Below are 21832 nucleotides of genomic sequence, written 5' to 3' on the forward strand. Positions count from 1 at the left end.
CCTGGGTCACGGTCGTGCAGGGCGTGATCTTCGTCCTCTGCGTCCTGCTCTTCCGCGAGGGCATCGTCGGCGTCATCGCCAAGGCGATCAAGAAGCCGCTCTGAGAGCGGCTTCGATCTAGCGGATCAGCTTCGAAACCGTCCGGAACTGCGGATGCTCGGCACTCCGCAGCCATTCGAACAGCACCATCTCGGTGGTGACGATCTCGGCGCCGTGGCTCGCCATGCGCTGCAAGGCGATCTCGCGCGATAGCGGCACGCGCGAGCCGACCGCATCCGCGACCACGACGACGCGGCGGCGATGCTCCAGCAGCGTCAGTACGGTCTGGCCGACGCAGACATGCGCCTCGCAGCCGCAGACCACCAGTTCGCGATCCCCGGCCACGGCTTCGAGGAAGGCGGGTTCGGCGCAGGCATCGAAGCTCATCTTGGTCACGGCGGGAGCGACCTCGGCCAAGGCCGGCACCGTCGCACCGAGGCCACGCGGATATTGCTCGGTCAGGACGGCGGGCACATCGAGCAGGCGCGCCGCCTCGGCGAGGCGCCCGGCATTGAGCAGCACGGTCTCGCCGTCATGGATCGCGGGCATCAGCTTCGCCTGGAAGTCGATGACCACCAGCATGGCGTTCCCGGCGCTGAGCAGCGGCATGAGCGGCCTTCCTCTTCGTGCCATCCAAGAGAAGAGCATAGCGCGCCAAGGAGCCGTCTGCGTCAACAGGCGCGGCTTCTTGGGGCCGCGCTTCGCTTGACTTGCCCAACGGCAGTCAACATGCAGATGAGATGGACGGTAAACAGATCGTTCCCTTCGCGACGACGCTGCATGTGCGCGACCATTGCCTGTGCCTGCATGTGCAGCGCGCGGCACGGGTGCTGGCGCGCCGCTTCGACGACGCCTTGCGCCCGGTCGGGCTGACCAATGGCCAGTTCTCGCTGATGATGGCCCTGAACCGCCCTGTTCCGGCCTCGCTCGGCCCGGTGGCGGACCTGCTGGCGATGGACCGGACGACGCTCACCGCCGCCTTGAAGCCATTGCAACGGCGCGGGCTCGTCGACATCGCGGTCGATCCCGCCGATCGTCGCGGCCGGTTGCTGACGCTGACGGAGGCCGGGATGACGCTGCTCGCCTCGGCCGTGCCGATCTGGCAAGAGACGCACGCCGTCATCGAGGCCGCGATGCCCGATGCCGGGCCGGAAACCTTGCGCGACACGCTGCGCAGCCTCGGCTGACCGTCGCCCCTGCCCCGCCCGCGCCGCAGGGCCGCTCCATCAATGCGCCTCTGGCGCATGGCGCCCGCTGCCGTTACCGTCCTGCCATTCCCCAGACGCAAGCAAGATCGTAATTCCATGGACAAGCGGCTCGACATCCCCGCCCCGGCCGCAGCCATGACGCCGGCGGATATCCGCTCGGTCCTGATCGGCGTCATGCTGGCGATGTTCCTGGCTGCGCTCGACCAGACCATCGTCGCGACGGCTCTGCCGACGATGGGGCGCGAGCTCAACGACGTCACCCATCTCTCCTGGATCGTCACGATCTACCTGCTGGCCTCAACCGCGGTCACGCCGCTCTACGGCAAGCTCGCCGATATCCATGGGCGGCGGGTGACGCTGCTCGCCGGCATCGTGGTCTTCGTGATCGGCTCGATCGCCTGCGCATTGGCGCCGTCGCTCTGGCTGCTCGTCCTCGCACGCTTCGTGCAGGGATTGGGCGGCGGCGGATTGATCGCGCTCGCCCAGACCATCGTCGGCGACATGGTCCCGCCCAAGGAGCGCGGGCGCTATCAGGTCTATTTCGCCAGCGTCTTCATGTCCTCCTCGCTGCTTGGCCCGGTGCTCGGCGGCTTCCTGGCCGAGAAACTGCACTGGTCGGTGATCTTCTGGATCAACCTGCCGCTCGGGCTCGGCGCCTACTGGATGTCGAGCGCGGCGCTGAAGCGGCTCCCGCGCCATGAGCGGCCGCACAAGCTCGACGTGCTCGGCGCCGTGCTGATGACGCTGGGGACGGTCTCGCTGCTGCTCGCCCTGTCCTGGGGCGGCACTGCCTATCCCTGGCGCTCGCCTGAGATCGCCGGCCTCGTCGGCGCATCGCTCGTGCTCTGGGCGCTGTTCGCCTGGCGTTTGCGCCGGGCGGCCGAGCCCCTGATCCCGCTCGACCTCTTCGGCAATCGCGTCGTGCGGCGCGGCACGGTCGCGGCCGGCTTCGGCATGGGCACCTTCATCGGGCTGACCATTTACCTGCCGCTGTATTTCGAGACGGTGATGGGCCTGAGCGCCACCCATTCCGGCCTCGGCCTGCTGCCGCTGACCTGCGGCACGGTGCTGGGCGCGACCAGCTCCGGCCGGGCGATGTCGCAGCTCACCCATTACAAGCGCGTGCCATTGGCCGGGCTGTTCGTCGCGATGGCCGGCACGGCGGCGCTCGCCGCCTTCTCCGGCCAGATTCCGCTCCTGCCCTTCTGCGTCATCCTGGCGATCGTCAGCATCGGCTTCGGCACGCTGCTGCCCGTCGCGACAGTCTCGATCCAAAATGCCGTGCAGGCGCATCAGCTCGGCACGGTGACGGCTGTCGCCAATTTCTTCCGCCAGATCGGCGGGGCGCTGATCGTCGCGGTCTTCGGCGCGATCGTGCTCGGTGGCGTCGGCGGGGCCGGCGCGCAGCTCTCGCCCGAGGCGCTGAAACTCGGCACCGTCGACCGGCAGACCATGGTGGTGCTGTTCCGCTATGTCTTCGGGGCCGCGAGCCTCGGCTTCGCGCTCGCCTGGCTTTCGCTGGCGCGGATGGAGGAACTGCCGCTGCGTGGCCGGGCGGTCGAGGCGGCCAAGGCGATCGGCGGCGAATAGCGGCGAAAGGAACCCGGCCACCCGGCCGCGCGTTGCCATCAGCCCGTCATCCGTCCGGGCCAGCATGCCAGCATCCGCCAGCCGGGAGTTCCGCCATGTCCGATCTCGTCGTCATCGTCTATCCAACCGAGGCTCGCGCCGAGGAGATGCGCCAGAAGCTGATCGGCCTGCAGAAGGAATATCTGATCGAGATCGGCGATGCCGCCATCGCGGTGATGCACGAGGGCGGCAAGGTGAAGCTGAACCAGCTCTTGAACACGACCGCGCTGGGCGCGGTTTCCGGCTCGTTCTGGGGTCTGTTGATCGGCGCGATCTTCCTGATGCCGATCTTCGGCGCGGCGCTCGGTGCGGCCTCCGGCGCTCTCGGCGGCGCACTGACCGATTACGGCGTCGACGACACGTTCATGAAAGATCTGTCCGGCAGCCTGCAGCCCGGCAATGCGGCGCTGTTCGTGCTGGTCACCAAGGTCACCGGCGACAAGGTTCTGGAAGCGATCCGCGGCACCGGCGGCACCGTGCTCAAAACCTCGCTCGACCGTTCGCAGGAGCAGAAGCTGCGCGACGCGCTGGCCGATGCCCATGGCGCGACGGCGCCCGCGACCGAGCCGCCGGAGCCCTATCCGCAAGGCACGGGCGCGCCGACGCCGGTGGGCTGAGGCTGGCGCGTGACGTCATTCTCGGGCCGCGTTTCACGCGGACCCGAGAATCTCGTGACGAGAGAACGCTGGTTTCCGAGATGCCCGGGTCAAGCCCGGGCATGACGCGCCCTGACCAGTGCGTCAGTCGCGCAGCAGCTCGTTGATGCCGGTCTTGGAGCGCGTCTGCGCGTCGACCGTCTTGACGATGACGGCGCAGGAGAGCGCGGGGCCCGGCGTGCCGTCCGGGAAAGGCTTGCCCGGCAGCGAGCCCGGCACCACCACCGAATAGGGCGGCACCTTGCCGACATGGACCTGGCCGGTGGCGCGGTCGACGATCTTGGTCGAGGCCGAGATGAAGACGCCCATCGAGAGCACCGAGCCCTCGCCGACGATCACGCCCTCGACGACCTCGGAACGGGCGCCGATGAAGCAATTGTCCTCGATGATGGTCGGGTTGGCCTGCAGCGGCTCGAGCACGCCGCCGATGCCGACGCCGCCCGAGAGATGCACGTTCTTGCCGATCTGGGCGCAGGAGCCGACCGTCGCCCAAGTATCGACCATCGTGCCTGAGTCGACATAGGCGCCGATATTGACGAAGGACGGCATCAGCACGACGCCCGACGCGATGAAGGAGCCCTTGCGCGCGGCAGCCGGCGGAACGACACGGAAGCCAGCCGCGCGGAAGCGGTTTTCACCCCAGCCTTCAAACTTCGACGGCACCTTGTCCCAGAACACGGCCTCACCCGGACCATTCGCCATGATGACGTTGTCGGTGAGGCGGAAGGAGAGCAGCACCGCCTTCTTCAGCCACTGATGCACGACCCAGTCGGCACCCTGCTTTTCCGCGACGCGGGCCTGGCCGGCATCGAGCATCTCGATCGCCTGCTCGACGGCTTCGCGGACGGCGCCTTTGGTCTGGACGCCGATCTCGGCCCGGTTTTCCCAGGCGGCGTCGATGGTCTGGTTGAGATCGGCGAGGGACATCAGGTGGCTCCGGCGCTTCCAGAAAGATCGGGGCGAGCGATGGCGGATGCAGGCGGCGGCGTCAAGCCGAACGGCGGCGCAGGAGATATGTATCCATGATCCAGCCATGCCGGGCGCGGGCCTCGGCCCTCACCACGGCGATCTCGGCGGAGAGTTCGGCCAGCGGGCCGGCGCGCAGGATTTCGTCGGGCGTGCCGAGATAGGCGCCCCAATAGATGTCCAGCCCGGCGGGATCGACCTTCGTGAAGGCCTGTTCGCCGTCGAGCATGACGACGACGCTGTCCTGATCAGCCGGGAAGCCCGCCGCCAGCCGGCGACCCGTGGTGATCAGGATCGGCGCGCCGATCGTGTTGAGCGGAATGCGGTGGCGCGCGGCCAGCACCTGGACGCTGCTGATGCCGGGATAGACTTGCCAGTCGAGGCCGAGGCCGGAAGCGGCGACGCGCTCCATGATGCGCAAGGTGGAATCGTAGAGCGCCGGATCGCCCCAGACGAGCAGCGCGCCGGTCTGCCCGTCCTGCAGTTCGGCTTCGAACAGGGCGCGGTAGCGCGCGGCGATGCGCTCGTGCCAGTCGTCGACGACGCCTTGATAGTCGTTGCCCGCTTCTGCCCGGCGCGGGATCTCGACGGGAACGGTGCGATAATCCGGCGAGCGGATGAAGCGGGCGCAGATCGCCTCGCGCAGGGCCCGAAGCGCGGCCTTCTCCTCGCCCTTGTCGGGAATGAACAGGATATCGGCGCGGTTCAGCGCCGCGATCGCCTCGACCGTCATGTGATCGGGATTGCCGGCGCCGATGCCGATGATGAGGATGTTGCGCATGCCGCTCCGCCGGTTTGCGGCGGCTTAGCATGCCGTGTGAGCGGAATGCCAATTCAGGCCCGGCCGAGCACGGCCATGCGGGCGAGATCGGCCTGCGGCGCCGGGGTCGCGCTCAGCGCCAGCGCCGCCTGAAGCGCCTCCAGATCCGCCTGGAGGCGCGGATGCCAGCCGCAAGGGCATGGCTGGTCACCGCAATGAGCATCCGCCACCTCTCTGTAGACCGAACCGACCGCGGCCGCCGCCAGCTCGAGCAGGGCGAGCGGCGGCAGGCGAGTATCGTGGAGCGCGGCGCAAAAAGCTGTCATGACCGCCTCCCGGATCTCGGCCCGGGCGGTCTCCAGCGATTCGGCGCTCCCCTGATCAGGCTGCACGTTCGATGCCCTTGATGGCGGCATGGCGGCGGCGCTGTGGCCCTTGCAAGGGCTTGGGGCCGTGCGGGAGTTCGGGCCCCTGCTCCGGCAAGGTCACCGCCAGCAGGTCGACGAGGCGCTGCATGCGCGGCGGCAAGGCCGCATCGGCGTCGAGGTCGCCCGGGCCCTTGGCGAGAGCGAGCGCCCGGCGCAATTCAGGGCGGCTCGCCCCCGTGCGGACGATCTCGCGGATGATGATCTCGTCGATGCGGCCGATAGCGGCTGCGACATCGACCTCGGTGACGCCACCCATTCGGTTTCTCCGTCGGCTGATTCACTGATCGCGAGGGAGAGATAGGCGCGCCGCCGATTCTATGCAAGCCTTTGTTATTACTACATAAATAGAACTATTTTAAGGTAACGGGTCACTCTCGCCCGCAGGCGTGACCGCATCATGACGCCGCCAGCGGCTAGAGGTCGCGGATGATTTCCAGGCGCGCGCCATGGGTGAGGCCATCGTCCAGCCGGGCCTCGTCGGGGCCGTAGAAGGAGACGGCATAGGCGCCCTGCCCGCGCCGGACGAGATGCTCACCGATGCCGGCAGCAGCCGGGCCTCGCGGCTCGGCCAGAGACAACGTCTGCCGGGCGATGCGGAACTGCGCCAGCCCGAAGCCGAGGCCGGGAACGCCGCCGATGGCGGCCGGCTCACGCCCGAGCAAGGCGCGGTAGCGGGCGACCGAGGTCGCGAGATCCTGAACCGCCACGGTGACGCCCGCGACGCCAGTCACGCCGTTGGCGTGGCGTCGCCCCGCTCCCTCGGGAACGCGCAGACTGCGCGCCGTGACGTCGGTGCAGAGGAAGGGGATATCGGGCTCCGGCGGGCGGGCCGAGCGCCAGGCGATGCGTGTGCCGTCGGGCTGGAGCCGACCGCCGTCGAGCGGGCCGTCCATGACGATGCCGGCGGCCCGCGCACGGGCGAGATCGGCATCGAGATCATCCGGCAGCACGGCATAGTCGACGAGGCCCGGGCCGGCACGGTCCAGCACCTGCCACCAGCGATATTCCGGCAGTGGGCGCGGGAACGCGATGATCTCGAGATAGGCGCCGTCCTCGAACACGACCAGCGCGTTGCGCGAGCCGCGCGGATGCTCGCCGCCGGGCAGAACCGTGAAGCCGAGCGCCGTGTAGTCGCGGACAGCCGCGTCGAGATCGGTAACGGCGATGACGATATGGTCGATCGAAAGCGGCATGGTTCTCGTTCCCGGTGCTAATCTCAGCGGCTCTGCGCGATGGCCTCGATACCCGACATGCCGCCGAGCTGCGGTGCGAAACTCTCCCAGACCTTGCGGGCGCCGTCCTGCCAGCCCGGGCGGTCTTCGGCCGGCACGACCTTGCCGCCCTCGGCCCTGGCCCGCGCCATCGAGGCTTCCTCGTCGGCCAGCATCAATTCGTCGAAATAGGCGATCCCCTCGGTCACCGCGGCCGCTAGCGCCTCGCGGTCCTGCGGCGCCAATCCCTTCCAAAAGGGTGCCGCAAACATCACGACGCCACTCGCCCAGATATGGCCGGTCTCGATCAGCACCGGGACGACCTCGTGCAGACGGAAACCGACATAGGCCGACTTGGTCAGATCCATGCAGTCGACCACACCGGTCTTGAGCGCGTTATAGGTTTCGGGGATCGGAATCGGCGTCGGATGAGCGCCGAAGCTCGACCAGAGCGCGGTATGGAGCGGGCTCTGGATGACGCGGATGCGCTTGCCCTTGACCGAGGCGGGGGTGGTGAGCGGCTCCTTCGCCAGGAGATGGCGGGCGCCGTAATTGATGAAGCCCGGCACGACGAAGCCTTGCGCCTGATAGGCCTCCTTCAGCGTCGTCCCGAGCGGCCCGGCCAATGTCCGCGCCAGATGATCGCGGTCGCGGAACAGGAAGGGCAGGTCGAGGATCTGCCCGGCCGACACCCAGGCCGAGAGCGAGGACACCGTCGAGAGCGCCGCCTGGATCGAGCCGAGGCGCAGGCCCTCGGCCACCTCCTTCTCGCCGCCCAGCGCGGCGTTGGGCACGATCCGCAGATCGAAGCGGCCGGGCGCCGTGCGGTTCAGCGTCTCGGCGATGCGCCGCCAGATCTTCGTCTCCGGCTTGTCCTCGCCCAGCAGCGAGGCGACGGTCACGGGCCGGCCGGCCGCGACAGCCTGGCCGCCCTTCAGGATGGCGGGCGCGGCGAGCGAACCGGCGGCGAACTGGCGGCGGGTGATCGGCAAGGCGTGCCTCCTTCGGCAGATGCAGCGGGATCGCGCGAAACGCGCCCCGCTGCAAGTGCCGTCGCTCAACCGGAGAAGACGCCCTCGAAGACGGTGGTGCCGATCGGGTTGCGCTGGCTCGGCGTCTCGCGCGCCTGCAGGGCCTCGGGCAACTGCGCCTTGTCGCCGGGCTTGCCGATGGCGACGGCAGCCTCGACACGATAGCCCGCCGGCAATTTCAGCGTCTGCGGTGCCCGCGTCTGGTCGAAACCCGCCATGCCATGCACCTGCCAGCCGATACGCACCGCCTGCAGGGCGAGATTGGCCCAGGCAGCGCCGGCATCGAAGGAATGGGTATAGGACGACACCTCCCCGGTCTTGCCGGGAACCGCCATCGTCTCCTTGGAAGCCACGAAGACGAGCGCCGCGGCATGTTTCGCCCAGGACTGGTTGAACTCGCCGAGCAGGCCGAGCAGCGCCGGCCAATGGGCCGTGCCGCGCCTTGCATAGATGAAGCGCCAGGGCTGCGAATTATAGGAGGACGGCGCCCAGCGCGCGGCCTCGAACAACACCTCCAGCTCGCTCTCCGAGATGATCTCGTCGGTGAAGGCGCGCGGCGACCAGCGCTCTAGGAAGAGCGGGTCGATGGCGTGGTCGGCAGTGCGGCTATTGGCGGTAACGGTCATCGCTTGTCCTGATGCATGACTTGTGGCGGCGAAAGCCGCGCGGTGGTGGCAGCAGGATCGACATCGCGGATAAACCCGTCAAGCAATGGGATTTCTCAAGAAAGACCGTTTCCTGCAAAGCCTTACTGATTTCGATGACTTATCGAGAAATACCTCTGCCGCATGACTGCTCCGGCCGAGGCGACCCTTCTTGCGCGAAACGCATGTCATATCGGATCAGCGCCCTGCGCGGTGGATTTCACGGCGCCCGATCGGCTATCCCGGAAGGAGCTGCCGACGGAGACGATGATGAGCGAGACCCATGCGATTGCCTCCGGCCGGCTGCGCGCGACGGTACGCGCGCAAGGCGGCGAACTGATCGCGCTGTCCGACGCAAACGGGCCGGCACTCTGGAACGGCGGGCCGGACTGGCCGCGCCATGCGCCGGTGCTGTTCCCGATCGTCGGGCGGCTGACGGACGATACGCTGATCCATCAGGGGCGCTCCTACCGTCTGACCCAGCATGGCTTCGCCCGCGACAGCCTGTTCAGCTGGGTCGAGCGCAGTGCCGATCGGGCCGTGCTGGAGTTGCGGGAGAGCCCGGAGACGCTGACGATCTATCCGTTCCGGTTCGTGCTGCAGATGATCTACGCGGTCGCGGGCGATACGCTGACCGTGACCTCACGGGTGAGCAATCCAGCCGAAGTGCCATTGATCTGCGGCGTCGGCGCCCATCCCGCCTTCCTCTGGCCGCTGACTGAGGGCATCACGAAACAGGCGCATCGCCTGACCTTCCCGCAGGCGGAGCCCGGCCAGGGGCTTGGCGTCGAAGCCGGCTTGCTCACCGCGCCGCTTCCCCTGCCCTTCTCCGGCAAGGAGCTCGATCTCGATGAAAGCCTCTTCGTCAACGACGCGATCGTGATCCCCGACACCGCCAACCGCTCGGTGCGCTTCGCGGCATTGGACGCGTCAGGGCGGGAGAGCCGCACCCTGACCGTGAGCTGGGAAGGCTACAAGGACCTCGGCATCTGGTCGAAGCCGACAGGGGCGCCGTTCCTGTGCATCGAGCCCTGGTACAGCATGGCGAGCCCGGCCGGCTGGCAGGGCGAAATCGCGGAGAAGCCCGGCATCCTCAAGCTGGCGCCGGGCGAGAGCCGCGATTTCGTCTGGCGGGCGACGCTTTAACGTTTCAACCGTGCCGTCATCCCGGATCGGCGCGGCTGACGCCGCTTGTCCGGGATGACCGCTCAAGGGGCAAGCGGGGAGAATGTCCTCTCGCCCTCACTTCTTCTCGATGTTCCAGAACAGCATGACCGGGGCCGCCAGCACGCCGGAGACGTTGGTGCGCCGGGCATAGGGCTGGTCGAACTGCCCGAGCACGCGATAGGGCTGCATCTCGGTCAGGCGCTTGTGCAGCGCCTCCAGCGCCACCTTGCGGCTGGCATCGTCGGGCGCATCGACGAAGGCGCCACGCAGCTTCTCGGCCTCGGCATCGCAGGGCCAGCCGGCCCAGGCGCGCTCGCAGGCCATGTTGGTGCCGATATTGGTCAGGGGCGATTGCATGGTCGCGCCCGAGGCATAGGTGACGAAGAGGTTCCAGCCGCCCTGGTCCGGCGCGCTCTTGTTCTGCTGGCGGGTGGTGACGGCGCCCCAGTCGGCGAACTGGACATCGACATTGAAGCCTACCTTCTTCAGCGAGGCCGCCGCGACCTCGGCCATGCGGCCGATCGGAGCGATATCGTTGCTGGTCGAGAGCACGAGCTTCTCGCCCTTGTAGCCGCTCTCCTTCAGGAGCTCGCGCGCCTTGTCGAGATTGGGCTTGGCGTAGCCCTCGCTGCCGACCTCGGTGCCGTTCGGGCCGCCGCAGACGAAATAGGCGTTGCAGCGCTTCCACCATTCCTCGTCGCCGAAGCCGGCGGCGAGGAAATCGGCCTGCTCGGTCGCATAGGCCAGGGCGAGCCTGGCCTTCGGGTTGTCGAAGGGCGGGTGGAGATGGTTCGGCCGCAGCATCACCTGATTGGCGAGGTTTGAATAGCGATCGACCTTGACCTGCTTGTTGGTCGAGATGACCGGGATCAGGTCCTGGCTCGGCTGTTCCCAGATGTCGATCTCGCCGGTCTGGAGCGCGGCGGCGGCGGTCGCCGCGTCCGGCATAATCTGCCATTCGACGCGGTCGACCTTGACGATGCGCCCGCCAGCCAGGCCATCGGCCGGCTCGGAACGCGGCACGTAATCGGGGTTGCGGTCGTAGACGACCTTCGAGCCGCTGCGCCATTCCTCGCGGTTGAACTTCAACGGGCCGGAGCCGATCGTCTCGGTGATCGGCTTCATCGGGTCGGACTTGGCGTCGGCCTCGCGCATGATGACGGGGATCTGCCCCACCGCCGAGCCGAGCGCGAAGGGCAACAGCGCCATCGGCCGCTTCAGCTTGAGGCGGAAGGTCGCGTCGTCCACCACCTCCATGCCATCGGTGTATTCCGCGAGCTTGCCGCCGATGGTGTCGCGCTTCATCCAGCGGGCGAGCGAGGCGATGACGTCCTTGGTCGTGACCGGCTGGCCGTCATGGAATTTCAGGCCGGGGCGGAGCTTGAAGGTCCAGGTCAGCTTGTCGGCCGAGGTTTCGAAGCTCTCGACCATCTGCGGCTTGGGCTGGAGGTTCGAATCCCAGGCGAAGAGCGTCTCGTAGATCATCAGCCCGTGCATGCGGGTGATGACGATGGAAGCAGCGACCGGATCGAGCGTCTTCAAATCCGCGTGCGGCGCGACGCGCAGGATGCGGTTCGAGGCCGGCTGCGACTGCGCCGATGCCGAAAGCGGCAGGAACGCGGCTGCCGACAGCAGCAGCGCGGCGGTGAAACGGGACAGTTGCATCAGGCGTTCTCCTCCTTCGTCACCGGCCCCGCGGCACCGCCCCTCTGCGGAGCCGCCTCAGCCGGCGCGCTTCATGCTCGTTGCATTTGCAAGATCCTTGCCCGGTGGCCGGCAACCCGCAAGCCGCCTTCCGCATCGAGCCAGAGGCAGGGCCGCGCGCGCCACGGGCCGTGCAGGTGATCGGCGAGCGCGCGGCCGTTCGGCAGCGGCGTCAGGCGCGAGACGGTCCCGCCGGAAGGCCATGGCATCAGCGCCGTACCATCGGCCCGGATCTCGATCTGTGTGCCGAAGCGCGGGTCGCGCCAGCGCCCGACCAGCCGCTCGTCGAGCGGCGTATCGGCCGGCACGCGCCTGAGCGAGCGCGGCACGCCGCCGATCAGGCCGGTGAGACGATCCTCTCCTTCCGGCTTCAGGCGGATGTCGAGATAGGCGGGCAGGCTGCGCAGGCCGCCATCGCCATCCGTCACCAGTCGCTCGAAGCCGCCCATGAAGCTGATCGAATCCGTGGCAAGCTCGGCCCAGAACGGGCCTTCGTCGCTGGCGAACAGGCCGGCAGGCGCCTGCGCGATCATGGGCAGGTCCTGCCCGAGCAGGGCCGCCAGCACCGTGAGAGCCGGCCAGAGCGCCTCTTCCTCGCGGTTGGATAGCACGACGACGCCGACGCCATGGGCCGGCGACATCCAGAAATGGTTGCGATAGCCAGCGAGCGAGCCGCCATGGCCGACGATGACGGTCTCGCCGAGCCGGCTGCAGACCAGGCCCAACCGGTAGACGCTCTCGCTGCCATCGGCGAAATGGCGCGGCGCCGTCAGGCGTTCCAGCATGCCGGCGAGCGGGCCGCGTCCCGCCAGCAGGGCCGAGGCCCAGCCGGCGAGATCGGCGGCGGAACCGACGATCCCGCCCGAGGCGGAGAAATGCGGGCCATTATGGCCGCGCCGCCAGGCCGTGCCGTCGTTCCAGTAGCCGGTGGTGAGGCCGGGAACGATTTCCGAGGCGTCATAGGGCAGGCGGAAGGCGGCACCCAGTTCGCCGGAGAGCTCCGCGACGGTTTCCTTGTAGGGTTTGCCCGTGACTTGCTCGAGGATACGCTGCCCGAGCCGCCAGCCGGTATTGGAATAGGCCATCTCGGTGCCGGGCTCGGCATTCAGCGCAGGGAAGCGGCAGGCCATCGCGTAGACCTCCTCCGCGCTCAAGGTCGCGGTGAAGGGCACGCCCTGGTGCCAGAACACCTCCATCATGTCCGGCAGGGCGCCGGTCATGTCGAGAGCGCGGCCGAGCTCGACCGCGGCGAGCGGCGCCGGCAATTCCTTCAGCCAGCGGCCGAGCGGCGCGTCGAGCGGGATGCCGGCCCGCAGCAGGGCGATCGCGAGGATATGCTTGCTGATCGAGGCGAAGCGGTTCGGCGTCTGCGGCGTGAAGGGCACGCCATATTCGATGCTGGCGAGGCCGCCGGCGAAGGCCTCGCGCACGCCGTCGCGGTCGAACAGCACGACGGCGCCGCCCGGCCCCGCCGCACTCTGCCAGCTCGCGGCGATCTCCTGCGCGCGGGACGCGGCGCGGGTCCAGTCCAGGGCCATGTCCTGCTCCCTCAACCCTGCGGGCGGGCTTCGCCGAGGAGGTTGCGCAAGGCCCGCATGAAGACGCGCGCGCCGGGGCCGATCGCATCGTCCGGGAAGTCGAAATCCGGATTATGCAAATGCGCGGTTTCGCCCGAGCCGAGCAGGAACATCGCCGATTTGGAGCGGCGCCCGAACAGGCCGAAATCCTCCGAGCCGCGCGAGGGCGGCGTCGGGCCATGCGGCACCTTCTCCTCGTCCATCGCCCGGCGCAGCATCGCGACGGCCTCCGACTCGTTCTCGCAATGGTGGAAGATGTCGTGATAGCTGATCTCGACAGTCAGCCTGCCCGCCTCGGCCGCTTCGCGCGCGAGCTTTTCTGCGGCTTCACAGAGCGCGCCCATCTGCGCGTCGTTGACGGTGCGCAAGGTCGCCCAGAGCTCGCCATGGCCCGGCGCGATGCCGAAGGCCTGCTCGCCGATCTCGACATGGGTCACCGTCACCAGCCGGAAATTGGCATCGAGCGGCCCGCCCGGTCCGAGTGCAGTCAGGGCCGGGATCAGCGATGCGATGGCCGGGGCCGGCGAGCGGCCGTGTTCGGGCGTCGAGGCATGCGAGGTCTCGCCGGTCAGGATGATCTTGATGCCGCGCGAGGCGCAATTGGCGGCGCCTTCCGAGATGCGGGCATGGCCGACGGGCACGCCCGGACGGTTGTGCAGCGAGAAGGCGTAATCCGGCACGATCTCCTCGAATTTCGGATCGGCCATCACGGCAGCGGCGCCCGCGCCGGTCTCCTCGGCCGGCTGGAACAGCAGGATGGCGCGGCCCTTTTTCGGCGGGTTGCGCTGCAGGCCGCGCGCCAGACCGGCAAGGATGGTCATGTGGCCGTCATGGCCGCAGAGATGGCCCTTGCCGGGGATTTCGGAGCGGTGGTCGCTGTCGGAGAGTTCCTCGATCGGCAGCGCGTCGAGCTCGGCCCGGATCAGCACGGTCGGGCCGGGCTCCGAGCCCTCGTAGATCGCCGCGACGCCATGGCCCCCGAGTTCGGTGACGATACGGTCGGGGCCGGTCGGCTTGAGGAAATCGACGATGGTCGCGGCGGTCTCGCGCTCCTCGCCCGAGATTTCAGGCCTGCGATGCAGCCGATGCCGGAGATCGACGAGATCGACCATATCGCTGTTGGTCAGAAACACGGATGAAGCCTCCCGGGCTGTTGGGCCGGCGGATCACCAGCTCTTGCCTTGAGAGGTTCGACAATTCAGCCGCTTCGGCAACCCGCGTCATCGCCGGGGGCGGCATGCGCGGACTCGGTATCAGGGCCTTTCCCGATTTCTCCGAAATCGGGAAAGGCCCTGAATTCTTGTTTATCGCATTTTCTTCACGCGAACCGGTGCCCACTTCGCTCGAAAATGCTTCAGCTCCCGAGCTCGGCCTCGATCTCGGCGTCGAAGGCCTGCGCCAGCATGGCGCGGCAGGCCTCGGCCTGCTGGCGCGCCGAATCCAGCGCGATATGGGGAAGAATCTCGGCGAGATCGCGCAGGGCGAAATCGACGGCCGACATCAGGCCGAGCACCGGCTCGGCAGCGGCAGCCGGCTGTTGCGGCAAACGGAACGCGATGACCTGACCCATAGGCATACTCACGCTGAAAGCGAATCGGCCTTCAGTGTGCGGGGGCAGCCTTCAGAAAGTGGTTAACGGCGGAATTGCGGCGACAGCAATCGCTCAACCATAGCCATGCAGGCTGGCGCCGTGGCGCTTCAGCCAGGCTTCCGCCTCCTCGGTATGGGGGCAGAGCTTGTGGGTCAGCGCCCAGAAGCGATGCGAGTGGTTCATCTCCTTGAGATGCGCCACCTCATGGGCCGCGAGATAATCGAGCACCGGGGGCGGCGCGAGGATCAGTCGCCAGGAGAAGCTGAGATGCCCCTGCGAGGAGCAGGAACCCCAGCGGCTCGTCGTGTCGCGGATGGTGATCTTGCGGGCGGGTATGCCGAGCGTCGCGGTGTGGCGCCGCACCGCCTTCTCGAGATCGTCGAGCGCGAGCTTCCGCAGGAAATCCTTGACCCGGCGCGAGACATGAGCGGCATCGCCGGCCACCGCGATCACCGGAACGCCCTCGGCGTCGCGCGTCGCCTGAGTCAGCCCGCGCGCCTTCGACCAGTGCACGATGCGATGCGGCACGCCACGCAGCGGTATGCTCTGGCCGGGCTCGAACGGCACCGGGCGCGGACGCTTGGCCATGCGCGCGGCGATCCAGCCGCCATGGTTCTCGGCGAAGGTGCGGCCAGCCGCGAAATCGGCACGTTCGGGCAGGGTCAGCGTGATTTCGCCGGTTGCCTGCGAGACGCGCAAGGTCATCCGCCGCGCGGCGGCGCGGCGCTTGACCAGAACGGCATAGCGCGCGCCGGCATGCACGACCTCGATCCGGTCGGGGTCCGGCTGGCGCCTGAACAGGGAGATGCGCATCGCCCGCGATTGTGCGGGATTCGCGGGCGATTAGAAAGAGACGAGCTTCAGCCGACGACCTTGAGCGCCTTGCGCTGCTGCTTGGCGCTGTCGTCGCGACGCTCCTTGGCCGCTTCCATGTCGAGGCTGACCATGAAGTCGGAGATGCGCGGCTGAATCTCGGCGCGGAAGCGCGAGCCGTTGAAGACGCCGTAATGGCCGACCTTCGGCTGGAGATAATGGACGCGCTTGTCGTCGGGGATGTTGACGCAGAGATCGTGCGCGGCCTGCGTCTGGCCGACGCCGGAGATGTCGTCCATCTCGCCCTCGACCGTCATCAACGCAACGCGGCGGATGGCGGTGAGGTCGACCGGCTTGTCGCGATGCATCATCTCGCCCTTGGGCAGGGAGTGCTTCACGAAGACGGTGTCGACGGTCTGGAGATAGAACTCGGCGGTCAGGTCCATCACCGCCAGATACTCGTCGTAGAAGTCGCGATGCTTCTCGGCGGAATCGCCGTCGCCGCTGACGAGATGCTTGAACATGTCGTAATGGGCGGTGACGTGGCGGTCGATATTCATCGCCATGAAGCCCGAGAGCTGCATGAAGCCGGGATAGACCTGCCGGAAGGCGCCGAGGCTCGGGAACGGCACGACGGTGATGCAGTTGCGGCGGAACCAGTCCGTGCCACGCTCCATCGCCAGCTGGTTGACGGCGGTCGGCGAGCGGCGGGTATCGATCGGGCCGCCCATCAGCGTCATCGAGCGCGGCGCGCAGGGGTCGGATTCGGCCTCCATGCGTGCGATGGCGGCGATGACCGGCACGGATGGCTGGCAGATCGCCATGACATGGGTATCCGGCCCCAGCATCTGCAGCATGCCGATGACGTAATCGATGTAGTCGTCGAGATCGAAGCGGCCCTCGGACAGCGGCACGAGGCGGGCATCGATCCAGTCGGTGATGTAGACTTCATGGCCGGGCAGGAAGGCCTCGACCGTGCCGCGCAGCAGCGTGGCGTAATGGCCGGACATCGGCGCGACCAGCAGCACCTTCGGCTGCGGCTTGCGGCGGCTGGACGGGATTTTGCGGTCGAAATAGACCAGCTTGCAGAAGGGGCGCTCCCAGACGATCCGCTCCTCGACGGCGACCTTGACGCCGTTGATCGTGGTCTCGTCGAGGCCGAAAGCGGGCTTGCCGTAGCGGCGCGTCATGCGCTCGAAGAGCTCGCAGGAAGCCGCGACGCTGCGTCCGAACGGCGTATAGGTCAGCGGATTGGCCGGGTTCTTGAAGGCCAGATGCATCGCATCCGAAACCCCGCGCACCGGGCTCACCATCATGTGAACCGCTTCGTAGGCATGGTAGGCAAACGACATGGCAGCCCCGTACATACGATCAATCGTCCTTCCGGCGTCGCAGCATGCGATGATGCGACGCAGCATCGCACCTTACGTTGATTTTGTTCTCATTCAACCCGGCTAAAGGCTAAGATTTTCCTGCAATGTGGATGAAGCCAGAAAAACCGTCGGCTGGCGGCGGGCGGGAGGCCCTCGAAACGTGAGCTTTCCGGACCTTTCCGCCCCGGTTCTGGCCCGTTCCAGCCGTCATTTGCGTCTGGACACGCTGGTCCGGCTGCGCTGGCTCGCCATCGCAGGCCAGAGCCTGGCCGTCGCCGGCGTGCATTTCGGCCTCGGCTTTCCCCTGCCCTTCGGCTGGTGCTTCGGCATCATCGCGGTCTCCGCCTGGCTCAATATCGCGCTGCGCATCCGCTTTCCGCTGAGCCACCGCCTCAACGACAAGGCCGCGACCGCGCTGCTCGGCTTCGATATCGCCCAGCTCGCCGCCCTGCTCTTCATGACCGGCGGATTGCAGAATCCGTTCGCGATCCTGTTCCTGGCGCCGGTGATGATCTCGGCGACGGCCCTGCCGCCGCAGCGCACGCTGGTGCTCGGACTGATGGCGATGGCGCTCGCGACCCTGCTCAGCCGCTATCACCTGCCCCTGCCCTGGGCCGGCGACGACCGGCCGGTGCTGCCGGCCTTCTACCAGCTCGGCAACTGGGCCGCGCTCGTGCTCGGCCTCGGCTTCACCGGCATCTATGCCTGGCGCGTCGCCAAGGAAGCGCGCGACCTCTCCGACGCGCTTGCCGCTACGGAGCTGGTGCTGGCGCGCGAGCAGCACCTGTCGCAGCTCGACGGGCTCGCGGCCGCAGCCGCGCATGAACTGGGTACGCCGCTCGGCACGATCGCGCTGGTCGCACGCGAACTGACGCGCCTCGCCCCGCCCGATGGCGAGATGGCCGAGGACATCGCCCTGCTGCGCGAGCAGGTGGAGCGCTGCCGCGGCATCCTCGGCAAGCTTTCCAGCCTGCAGGACGAGGATGCCGGGCCGCTCGGCCAGCTCACCTTGCGCCTGCTGATCGAGGAAGCGGCCGGGCCGCAGCGGCCCTTCGGCACGCCCTTCGAGATCACCATGACCGGCGAGAAGCCGGAGCCGGTCTGCCGCCGCAACCCCGGGATGATCTACGGCCTCGGCAATATCGTCGACAACGCCGTGGATTTCGCGCGCTCGACCGTGACGATCGCCGGCGAATGGAATCAGCATCAGGTCGTGCTGGTCATCGCCGATGACGGGCCGGGTTTCCCGCCCGACGTGCTGATGCGGGCGGGCGACCCCTATCTCTCGCGCGGCTCGGGTGAAGGCCGCGCCGGTGGCGGCCTCGGGCTCGGCCTCTTCATCGCCAAGACGCTGCTGGAGCGGGGTGGCGCCACGCTGGAATTCTCGAACCGGCCGGCGCCAGCGAGCGGCGCCTCGATCCGGATCACCTGGTCCCGCGACGATTTCGAAGCCGATCTGCTGACCTATGGGGGTACCCAGGCGGGCGCATCGGCCTTACATGAACCTAGCTGAACAGGCTCCACAGAGGCCTGTCAGCGAAGCGAAACCCTCATACGCGCAGCCGCAGCGCGCCGAGAAGCGGCAAGGAGAAGACGATGCAGGACGCAGCGAGCGAAACCGACAGGCCCGGCCCTGCCGCCGACATGTCCCTTCTGCTGGTCGATGACGACAAGCCGTTCCTGACCCGCCTCGCCCGCGCCATGGAAGGCCGCGGCTATGCGGTCCGCATCGCCGACAGCGTCGCAGCGGGCATCGCTGCCGTCGAGGAAGCGGCACCTGCCTTCGCCGTGATCGACCTGCGCCTTGGTGACGGCAACGGGCTCGACGTCATCGCCCGCCTCAAGGAGCGCCGCCCCGATGCGCGCGGCGTGGTGCTGACTGGCTACGGCAATATCGCGACCGCCGTCAGCGCCGTGAAGCTCGGCGCCTTCGACTTCCTCGCCAAGCCCGCCGATGCCGACGAGATCCATGCCGCGCTCGCAGCCCAACGTGACGCCCGCCCGCAGCCGCCGGAAAACCCGATGTCGGCCGACCGGGTGCGCTGGGAGCATATCCAGCGCGTCTACGAACTCTGCAGCCGCAATGTCTCGGAGACGGCCCGCCGCCTCGGCATGCATCGCCGGACGCTGCAGCGCATCCTCGCCAAGCGCGCGCCGCGCTGATCCCAACCTGAATGCAGAAAGCCCGCCGGACGGTATGTCCGGCGGGCTTTCTCGTTTGCGGTTGCCGGCGCGCCTCAGGTCGCGCAGGCGGGGACGATGCGGGCCGCGCGACGCTCAAGCGTGACCGCGAAGACGGCGAGGCCCAGCGCCGCCAGCGGCACCACGGCGGCGACCGGCGCGATCGCGCCATAGCCCAGCCCCTGCGTGATCACCGCGCCGCCGAGCCAGGCGCCGAAGGCGTTGCCGAGGTTGAAGGCGGCGATGTTCAGGCTGGACGCCAGCCCCTGCCCCGCGCCACCGGCCTGCTGCAGCACCCACATCTGGAGCGGCGCGACCGTGGCGAAGGCAGCGGCGCCGAGCACGAAGGCCGCAACAACGGCGCCGATCTGGCTGTGAAAGGCGAAGCCCGAGGCGAACATCGCGACGGTCAGCAGCGCGACCGAACCGATCAGCGCCGGAGCCAGCCTGCGATCGGCCCAGCGCCCGCCGAGCAGGTTGCCGACGACGAGCCCGCCACCGAAGACCAGCAGGATCGGCGAGACCGCAGTTTCGCTGAAGCCGGCGAGTTGGACGAGGATCGGCTGGATGAAGGTGAAGACCGCGAAGATGCCGCCGAAGCCGAGCACCGTCATGATCAGGCCGAGCTGAACCTGCGGCCGCGCCAGCACCTTGAACTCCTCGGCCAGCGAGCCGGGGACTACGCGCTCGCGATCCGCCGGCACGAAGACGGCGAGGACGAGGAGAGCAAGGAGGCCGATCGCGGTCACGGCCCAGAAGGTCGAGCGCCAGCCGAAGGCAAGCCCAAGCCAGGAGCCGAAGGGCACACCGAGCAGGGTCGCCAGCGTCAGGCCGGTGAACATCAGGGCGATGGCCGAAGCCTTGCGCTCCGGCGCGACGAGGCTGGTGGCGACGAGCGAACCGACGCCGAAGAAGGTGCCATGCGCCAAGGCCGTGACGATGCGCGCCGCCATCAGCCAGCCGAAGCTTGGGCTCAGCGCCGCCGCGAGATTGCCCAGCGTGAAGATCGCCATCAGCACGAGCAGGGTCGTCTTGCGCGGCAGGGAGCGGGTCGCGATCGTCAGCACGGGCGCGCCGACGAAGACGCCGAGCGCATAGCCGGTCATCAACAAGCCGGCGAGCGGGACGCTGATGCCGAGATCGGCGGAAACCTGCAGGAGCAGGCCCATGATGACGAATTCGGTGACGCCGATGCCGAAGGCACCGACGGTGAGGGCATAAAGGGCAACGGGCATGGAATGCCTCCGGGGAACGTGTTCGGGCCCGGAGATAGCGCCGCAAGCGTCTGTGAATTAGACTGTATGAAAGACCAGCAATTGTGAGATGAGTTCATAATGCCGCGCAGCGAGATCAACCGGTCCGGCGAGATGGAGGTCTTCGCCCGCGTCGTCGAACTCGGCGGTTTCTCCCCGGCGGCGCGCGCCTTGCGGATGACGCCCTCGGCGGTCAGCAAGCTCATCGCCCGGCTGGAGGCACGTCTCGGCGTCAGGCTGATCGTGCGCTCGACCCGCAAGTTCATGCTGACCGAGGAAGGTACGACCTTCCATGAGCGGACCTTGCGTGTCCTCGCCGATCTCGACGAGGCCGAGCGGGCGGTCGCCGCCTGCCAAATTCCGCGCGGACGGCTCAGGGTGAATGCCAATGTCGCCTTCGGCTGGCATTTCCTGCTGCCGGTGGCGCCGCGCTTCATGGCGGCGCATCCCGGCATCCAACTGGACATCTCGATCACCGATGCGGTGATCGACCTCGTGGACGAGCGCGCCGATGTCGCGATCCGGGTCGGCCCGCTGCGGTCCTCACAGCTGGTCGCGCGCAAGCTCGGCGAAAGCGTCTCGGCCATCGTTGCCTCGCCGGATTATCTGGCGGCGCGTAGTGCGCCCGACCATCCCGACAAGCTCGCCGGCTGCGATCTCATCACCTTCAACTTCGCCCGACACCGCGACACCTGGCCCTTCGTCATCGACGGGCAGCGCGTCTTCTTGCCGGCCCATGGCCGCGTCACGGTCGGCGATGGCGAGAGCGCGCGGCGCCTGGCGCTGGCGGGACAGGGCCTGACCCGGCTCTCGCTCTTCCATATCGCCGACGACATCACTGCGGGCCGGCTCGTCCCGGTGCTGGAGGCGTTCAATCCCGGCGATGTCGAGGATATCCACGCCGTCTATGTCGGCCATGGCGGCAGATTGCCGGCGCGGGTGCGCGCCTTCATCGATTTCCTGGTGGCCGAGATCGACCTGCGCCGGTTCGCGGCGATGCCGGGAAGCGCAAGGTCCCGAATCCGCGAAGCGGCCGTATCAGGCTAGGCCGTCAGGGTCCTCGATCGCGGCAAGCCGGCTTGAGGCCAGCCGTGCCAGCGCGATGGTCAGCATCTTGCGGCGCGCCGCGCTCAAGGGATGGCGCGGCGGCTCGCGCAGCAATTCGCCGCCATAGGCATCGGCGACGATCAGCCCGACATCGTCCGGCAGGATCTCGCGCGGGAATTCCGGCGCGACGGCGAAGAGGAAGCCGTCGCAATAGTCGCGGTAATCCGGCCATTTGCCGTCGACGCGGTAATCGGCGATGCCTGACTTGACCTCGACGACCCAGAGTTCTCCCGACGGCGAGAGCGCGACGATGTCGCCGCGCCGGCCATTGGCGAAGGTCATCTCCTTGACGATGGCATAGCCGCGCTCGCGCAGATGGCGGGCGGCACCACGGCAGACGATGCGCGTGATATCGGGCCGCGCCGGCGGCGGGTTGAGAACGGAATCCGAGAGAGACATTTGCACATGTTCTCTCTTTGTTTCCTGAATTGCAAGACCAACCGGCTTTCATGACGCATCAGCCGGGGGCTGCAGCCCGGCTTCGGAGGCTGAGC

23 protein-coding genes and 1 pseudogene are annotated in these 21832 nt (G+C 68.0%); 8 read left to right on the plus strand and 16 right to left on the minus strand.

Annotation, left to right across the window (positions count from 1 at the left end; translation table 11 throughout):
* Window positions 1-104 (plus strand): annotated as a pseudogene (locus WFK61_RS12010) (branched-chain amino acid ABC transporter permease); the annotation flags it as partial.
* Between the two features lie 13 nt (window positions 105-117).
* Here the strand turns inward: WFK61_RS12010 and WFK61_RS12015 are convergent.
* Window positions 118-648: an isochorismatase family protein gene (locus tag WFK61_RS12015; protein ID WP_336811910.1), complete on the minus strand. Its 531-nt coding sequence runs from the start codon at window positions 646-648 to the stop codon at window positions 118-120.
* Window positions 649-779: 131 nt separating this feature from the next.
* Between WFK61_RS12015 and WFK61_RS12020 the strand changes: the two genes are divergently transcribed.
* The 3 genes from WFK61_RS12020 (at window position 780) to WFK61_RS12030 (ending at window position 3493) form a co-directional block, all read left to right on the plus strand.
* The gene (locus tag WFK61_RS12020) at window positions 780-1226 is read left to right on the plus strand and encodes a MarR family winged helix-turn-helix transcriptional regulator (RefSeq protein WP_336811912.1); all 447 of its coding nucleotides are present in this window, start codon (window positions 780-782) and stop codon (window positions 1224-1226) included.
* 117 nt (window positions 1227-1343) lie between these two features.
* Window positions 1344-2837, plus strand: a complete 1494-nt coding sequence (locus tag WFK61_RS12025) for an MDR family MFS transporter (protein ID WP_336811914.1) — start codon at window positions 1344-1346, stop codon at window positions 2835-2837.
* Window positions 2838-2932: 95 nt separating this feature from the next.
* Window positions 2933-3493, plus strand: a complete 561-nt coding sequence (locus WFK61_RS12030; RefSeq protein ID WP_336811916.1) for a DUF1269 domain-containing protein — start codon at window positions 2933-2935, stop codon at window positions 3491-3493.
* A gap of 123 nt (window positions 3494-3616) precedes the next feature.
* Here WFK61_RS12030 and dapD read toward each other — a convergent pair whose 3' ends face one another.
* The 7 genes from dapD to WFK61_RS12065 form a co-directional block, all read right to left on the minus strand.
* The gene (gene dapD, locus WFK61_RS12035) at window positions 3617-4459 is read right to left on the minus strand and encodes a 2,3,4,5-tetrahydropyridine-2,6-dicarboxylate N-succinyltransferase (RefSeq protein WP_336811917.1); all 843 of its coding nucleotides are present in this window, start codon (window positions 4457-4459) and stop codon (window positions 3617-3619) included.
* A gap of 61 nt (window positions 4460-4520) precedes the next feature.
* Complete coding sequence (gene cobF / locus WFK61_RS12040; RefSeq protein ID WP_336811918.1) at window positions 4521-5279, minus strand: precorrin-6A synthase (deacetylating); 759 nt, start codon at window positions 5277-5279, stop codon at window positions 4521-4523.
* 53 nt (window positions 5280-5332) lie between these two features.
* Window positions 5333-5584 (minus strand): hypothetical protein, encoded by a 252-nt coding sequence (locus WFK61_RS12045; protein ID WP_336811920.1) that lies wholly within the window; start codon window positions 5582-5584, stop codon window positions 5333-5335.
* A 55-nt stretch (window positions 5585-5639) separates the two neighbouring features.
* Entirely contained in the window at window positions 5640-5942 is a 303-nt protein-coding gene (locus WFK61_RS12050; RefSeq protein WP_336811922.1) for a hypothetical protein, read from the minus strand.
* Between the two features lie 157 nt (window positions 5943-6099).
* Entirely contained in the window at window positions 6100-6879 is a 780-nt protein-coding gene (locus tag WFK61_RS12055) for a VOC family protein (RefSeq protein ID WP_336811923.1), read from the minus strand.
* Between the two features lie 23 nt (window positions 6880-6902).
* Window positions 6903-7889, minus strand: a complete 987-nt coding sequence (locus WFK61_RS12060; RefSeq protein WP_336811925.1) for a TRAP transporter substrate-binding protein — start codon at window positions 7887-7889, stop codon at window positions 6903-6905.
* 65 nt (window positions 7890-7954) lie between these two features.
* The gene (locus WFK61_RS12065; RefSeq protein ID WP_336811926.1) at window positions 7955-8554 is read right to left on the minus strand and encodes a nitroreductase family protein; all 600 of its coding nucleotides are present in this window, start codon (window positions 8552-8554) and stop codon (window positions 7955-7957) included.
* 288 nt (window positions 8555-8842) lie between these two features.
* On the opposite strand from WFK61_RS12065, the gene WFK61_RS12070 reads away from it, so the two are divergent.
* A complete protein-coding gene (locus WFK61_RS12070; RefSeq protein WP_336811928.1) occupies window positions 8843-9718 on the plus strand; it encodes an aldose 1-epimerase family protein in 876 nt (291 codons plus the stop codon).
* A gap of 96 nt (window positions 9719-9814) precedes the next feature.
* Here the strand turns inward: WFK61_RS12070 and WFK61_RS12075 are convergent, their stop codons facing one another.
* The 6 genes from WFK61_RS12075 to WFK61_RS12100 all read right to left on the minus strand — a co-directional run bounded on the left by WFK61_RS12075 (window position 9815) and on the right by WFK61_RS12100 (window position 16776).
* The gene (locus WFK61_RS12075) at window positions 9815-11404 is read right to left on the minus strand and encodes an ABC transporter substrate-binding protein (RefSeq protein WP_336811929.1); all 1590 of its coding nucleotides are present in this window, start codon (window positions 11402-11404) and stop codon (window positions 9815-9817) included.
* A gap of 71 nt (window positions 11405-11475) precedes the next feature.
* Window positions 11476-12981, minus strand: a complete 1506-nt coding sequence (locus tag WFK61_RS12080; protein ID WP_336811931.1) for a serine hydrolase domain-containing protein — start codon at window positions 12979-12981, stop codon at window positions 11476-11478.
* Between the two features lie 11 nt (window positions 12982-12992).
* Complete coding sequence (locus WFK61_RS12085) at window positions 12993-14153, minus strand: amidohydrolase (RefSeq protein ID WP_336811933.1); 1161 nt, start codon at window positions 14151-14153, stop codon at window positions 12993-12995.
* 221 nt (window positions 14154-14374) lie between these two features.
* Window positions 14375-14590: a hypothetical protein gene (locus WFK61_RS12090; RefSeq protein ID WP_336811935.1), complete on the minus strand. Its 216-nt coding sequence runs from the start codon at window positions 14588-14590 to the stop codon at window positions 14375-14377.
* 93 nt (window positions 14591-14683) lie between these two features.
* Entirely contained in the window at window positions 14684-15424 is a 741-nt protein-coding gene (locus WFK61_RS12095) for a M48 family metallopeptidase (RefSeq protein WP_336811937.1), read from the minus strand.
* Window positions 15425-15471: 47 nt separating this feature from the next.
* The gene (locus tag WFK61_RS12100) at window positions 15472-16776 is read right to left on the minus strand and encodes a polyhydroxyalkanoate depolymerase (RefSeq protein WP_336811939.1); all 1305 of its coding nucleotides are present in this window, start codon (window positions 16774-16776) and stop codon (window positions 15472-15474) included.
* Between the two features lie 181 nt (window positions 16777-16957).
* Between WFK61_RS12100 and WFK61_RS12105 the strand changes: the two genes are divergently transcribed.
* Together WFK61_RS12105 and WFK61_RS12110 are read left to right on the plus strand one after the other, a co-directional pair.
* Window positions 16958-18310 (plus strand): ActS/PrrB/RegB family redox-sensitive histidine kinase, encoded by a 1353-nt coding sequence (locus WFK61_RS12105; RefSeq protein WP_336811941.1) that lies wholly within the window; start codon window positions 16958-16960, stop codon window positions 18308-18310.
* A gap of 83 nt (window positions 18311-18393) precedes the next feature.
* The gene (locus tag WFK61_RS12110) at window positions 18394-18960 is read left to right on the plus strand and encodes an ActR/PrrA/RegA family redox response regulator transcription factor (RefSeq protein ID WP_293810715.1); all 567 of its coding nucleotides are present in this window, start codon (window positions 18394-18396) and stop codon (window positions 18958-18960) included.
* 74 nt (window positions 18961-19034) lie between these two features.
* On the opposite strand, the gene WFK61_RS12115 is transcribed toward WFK61_RS12110, so the two are convergent.
* A complete protein-coding gene (locus tag WFK61_RS12115; RefSeq protein WP_336811944.1) occupies window positions 19035-20213 on the minus strand; it encodes an MFS transporter in 1179 nt (392 codons plus the stop codon).
* Between the two features lie 99 nt (window positions 20214-20312).
* On the opposite strand from WFK61_RS12115, the gene WFK61_RS12120 reads away from it, so the two are divergent.
* Complete coding sequence (locus tag WFK61_RS12120; protein WP_336811946.1) at window positions 20313-21278, plus strand: LysR family transcriptional regulator; 966 nt, start codon at window positions 20313-20315, stop codon at window positions 21276-21278.
* Here the strand turns inward: WFK61_RS12120 and WFK61_RS12125 are convergent.
* Complete coding sequence (locus WFK61_RS12125; protein WP_336811948.1) at window positions 21270-21737, minus strand: MmcB family DNA repair protein; 468 nt, start codon at window positions 21735-21737, stop codon at window positions 21270-21272. The genes WFK61_RS12120 and WFK61_RS12125 overlap by 9 nt on opposite strands.
* Window positions 21738-21832: the final 95 nt, after the last annotated feature.

The sequence above is a fragment of the Allobosea sp. MMO-172 genome (genome assembly GCF_037147855.1).
Lineage (GTDB): Bacteria > Pseudomonadota > Alphaproteobacteria > Rhizobiales > Beijerinckiaceae > Allobosea.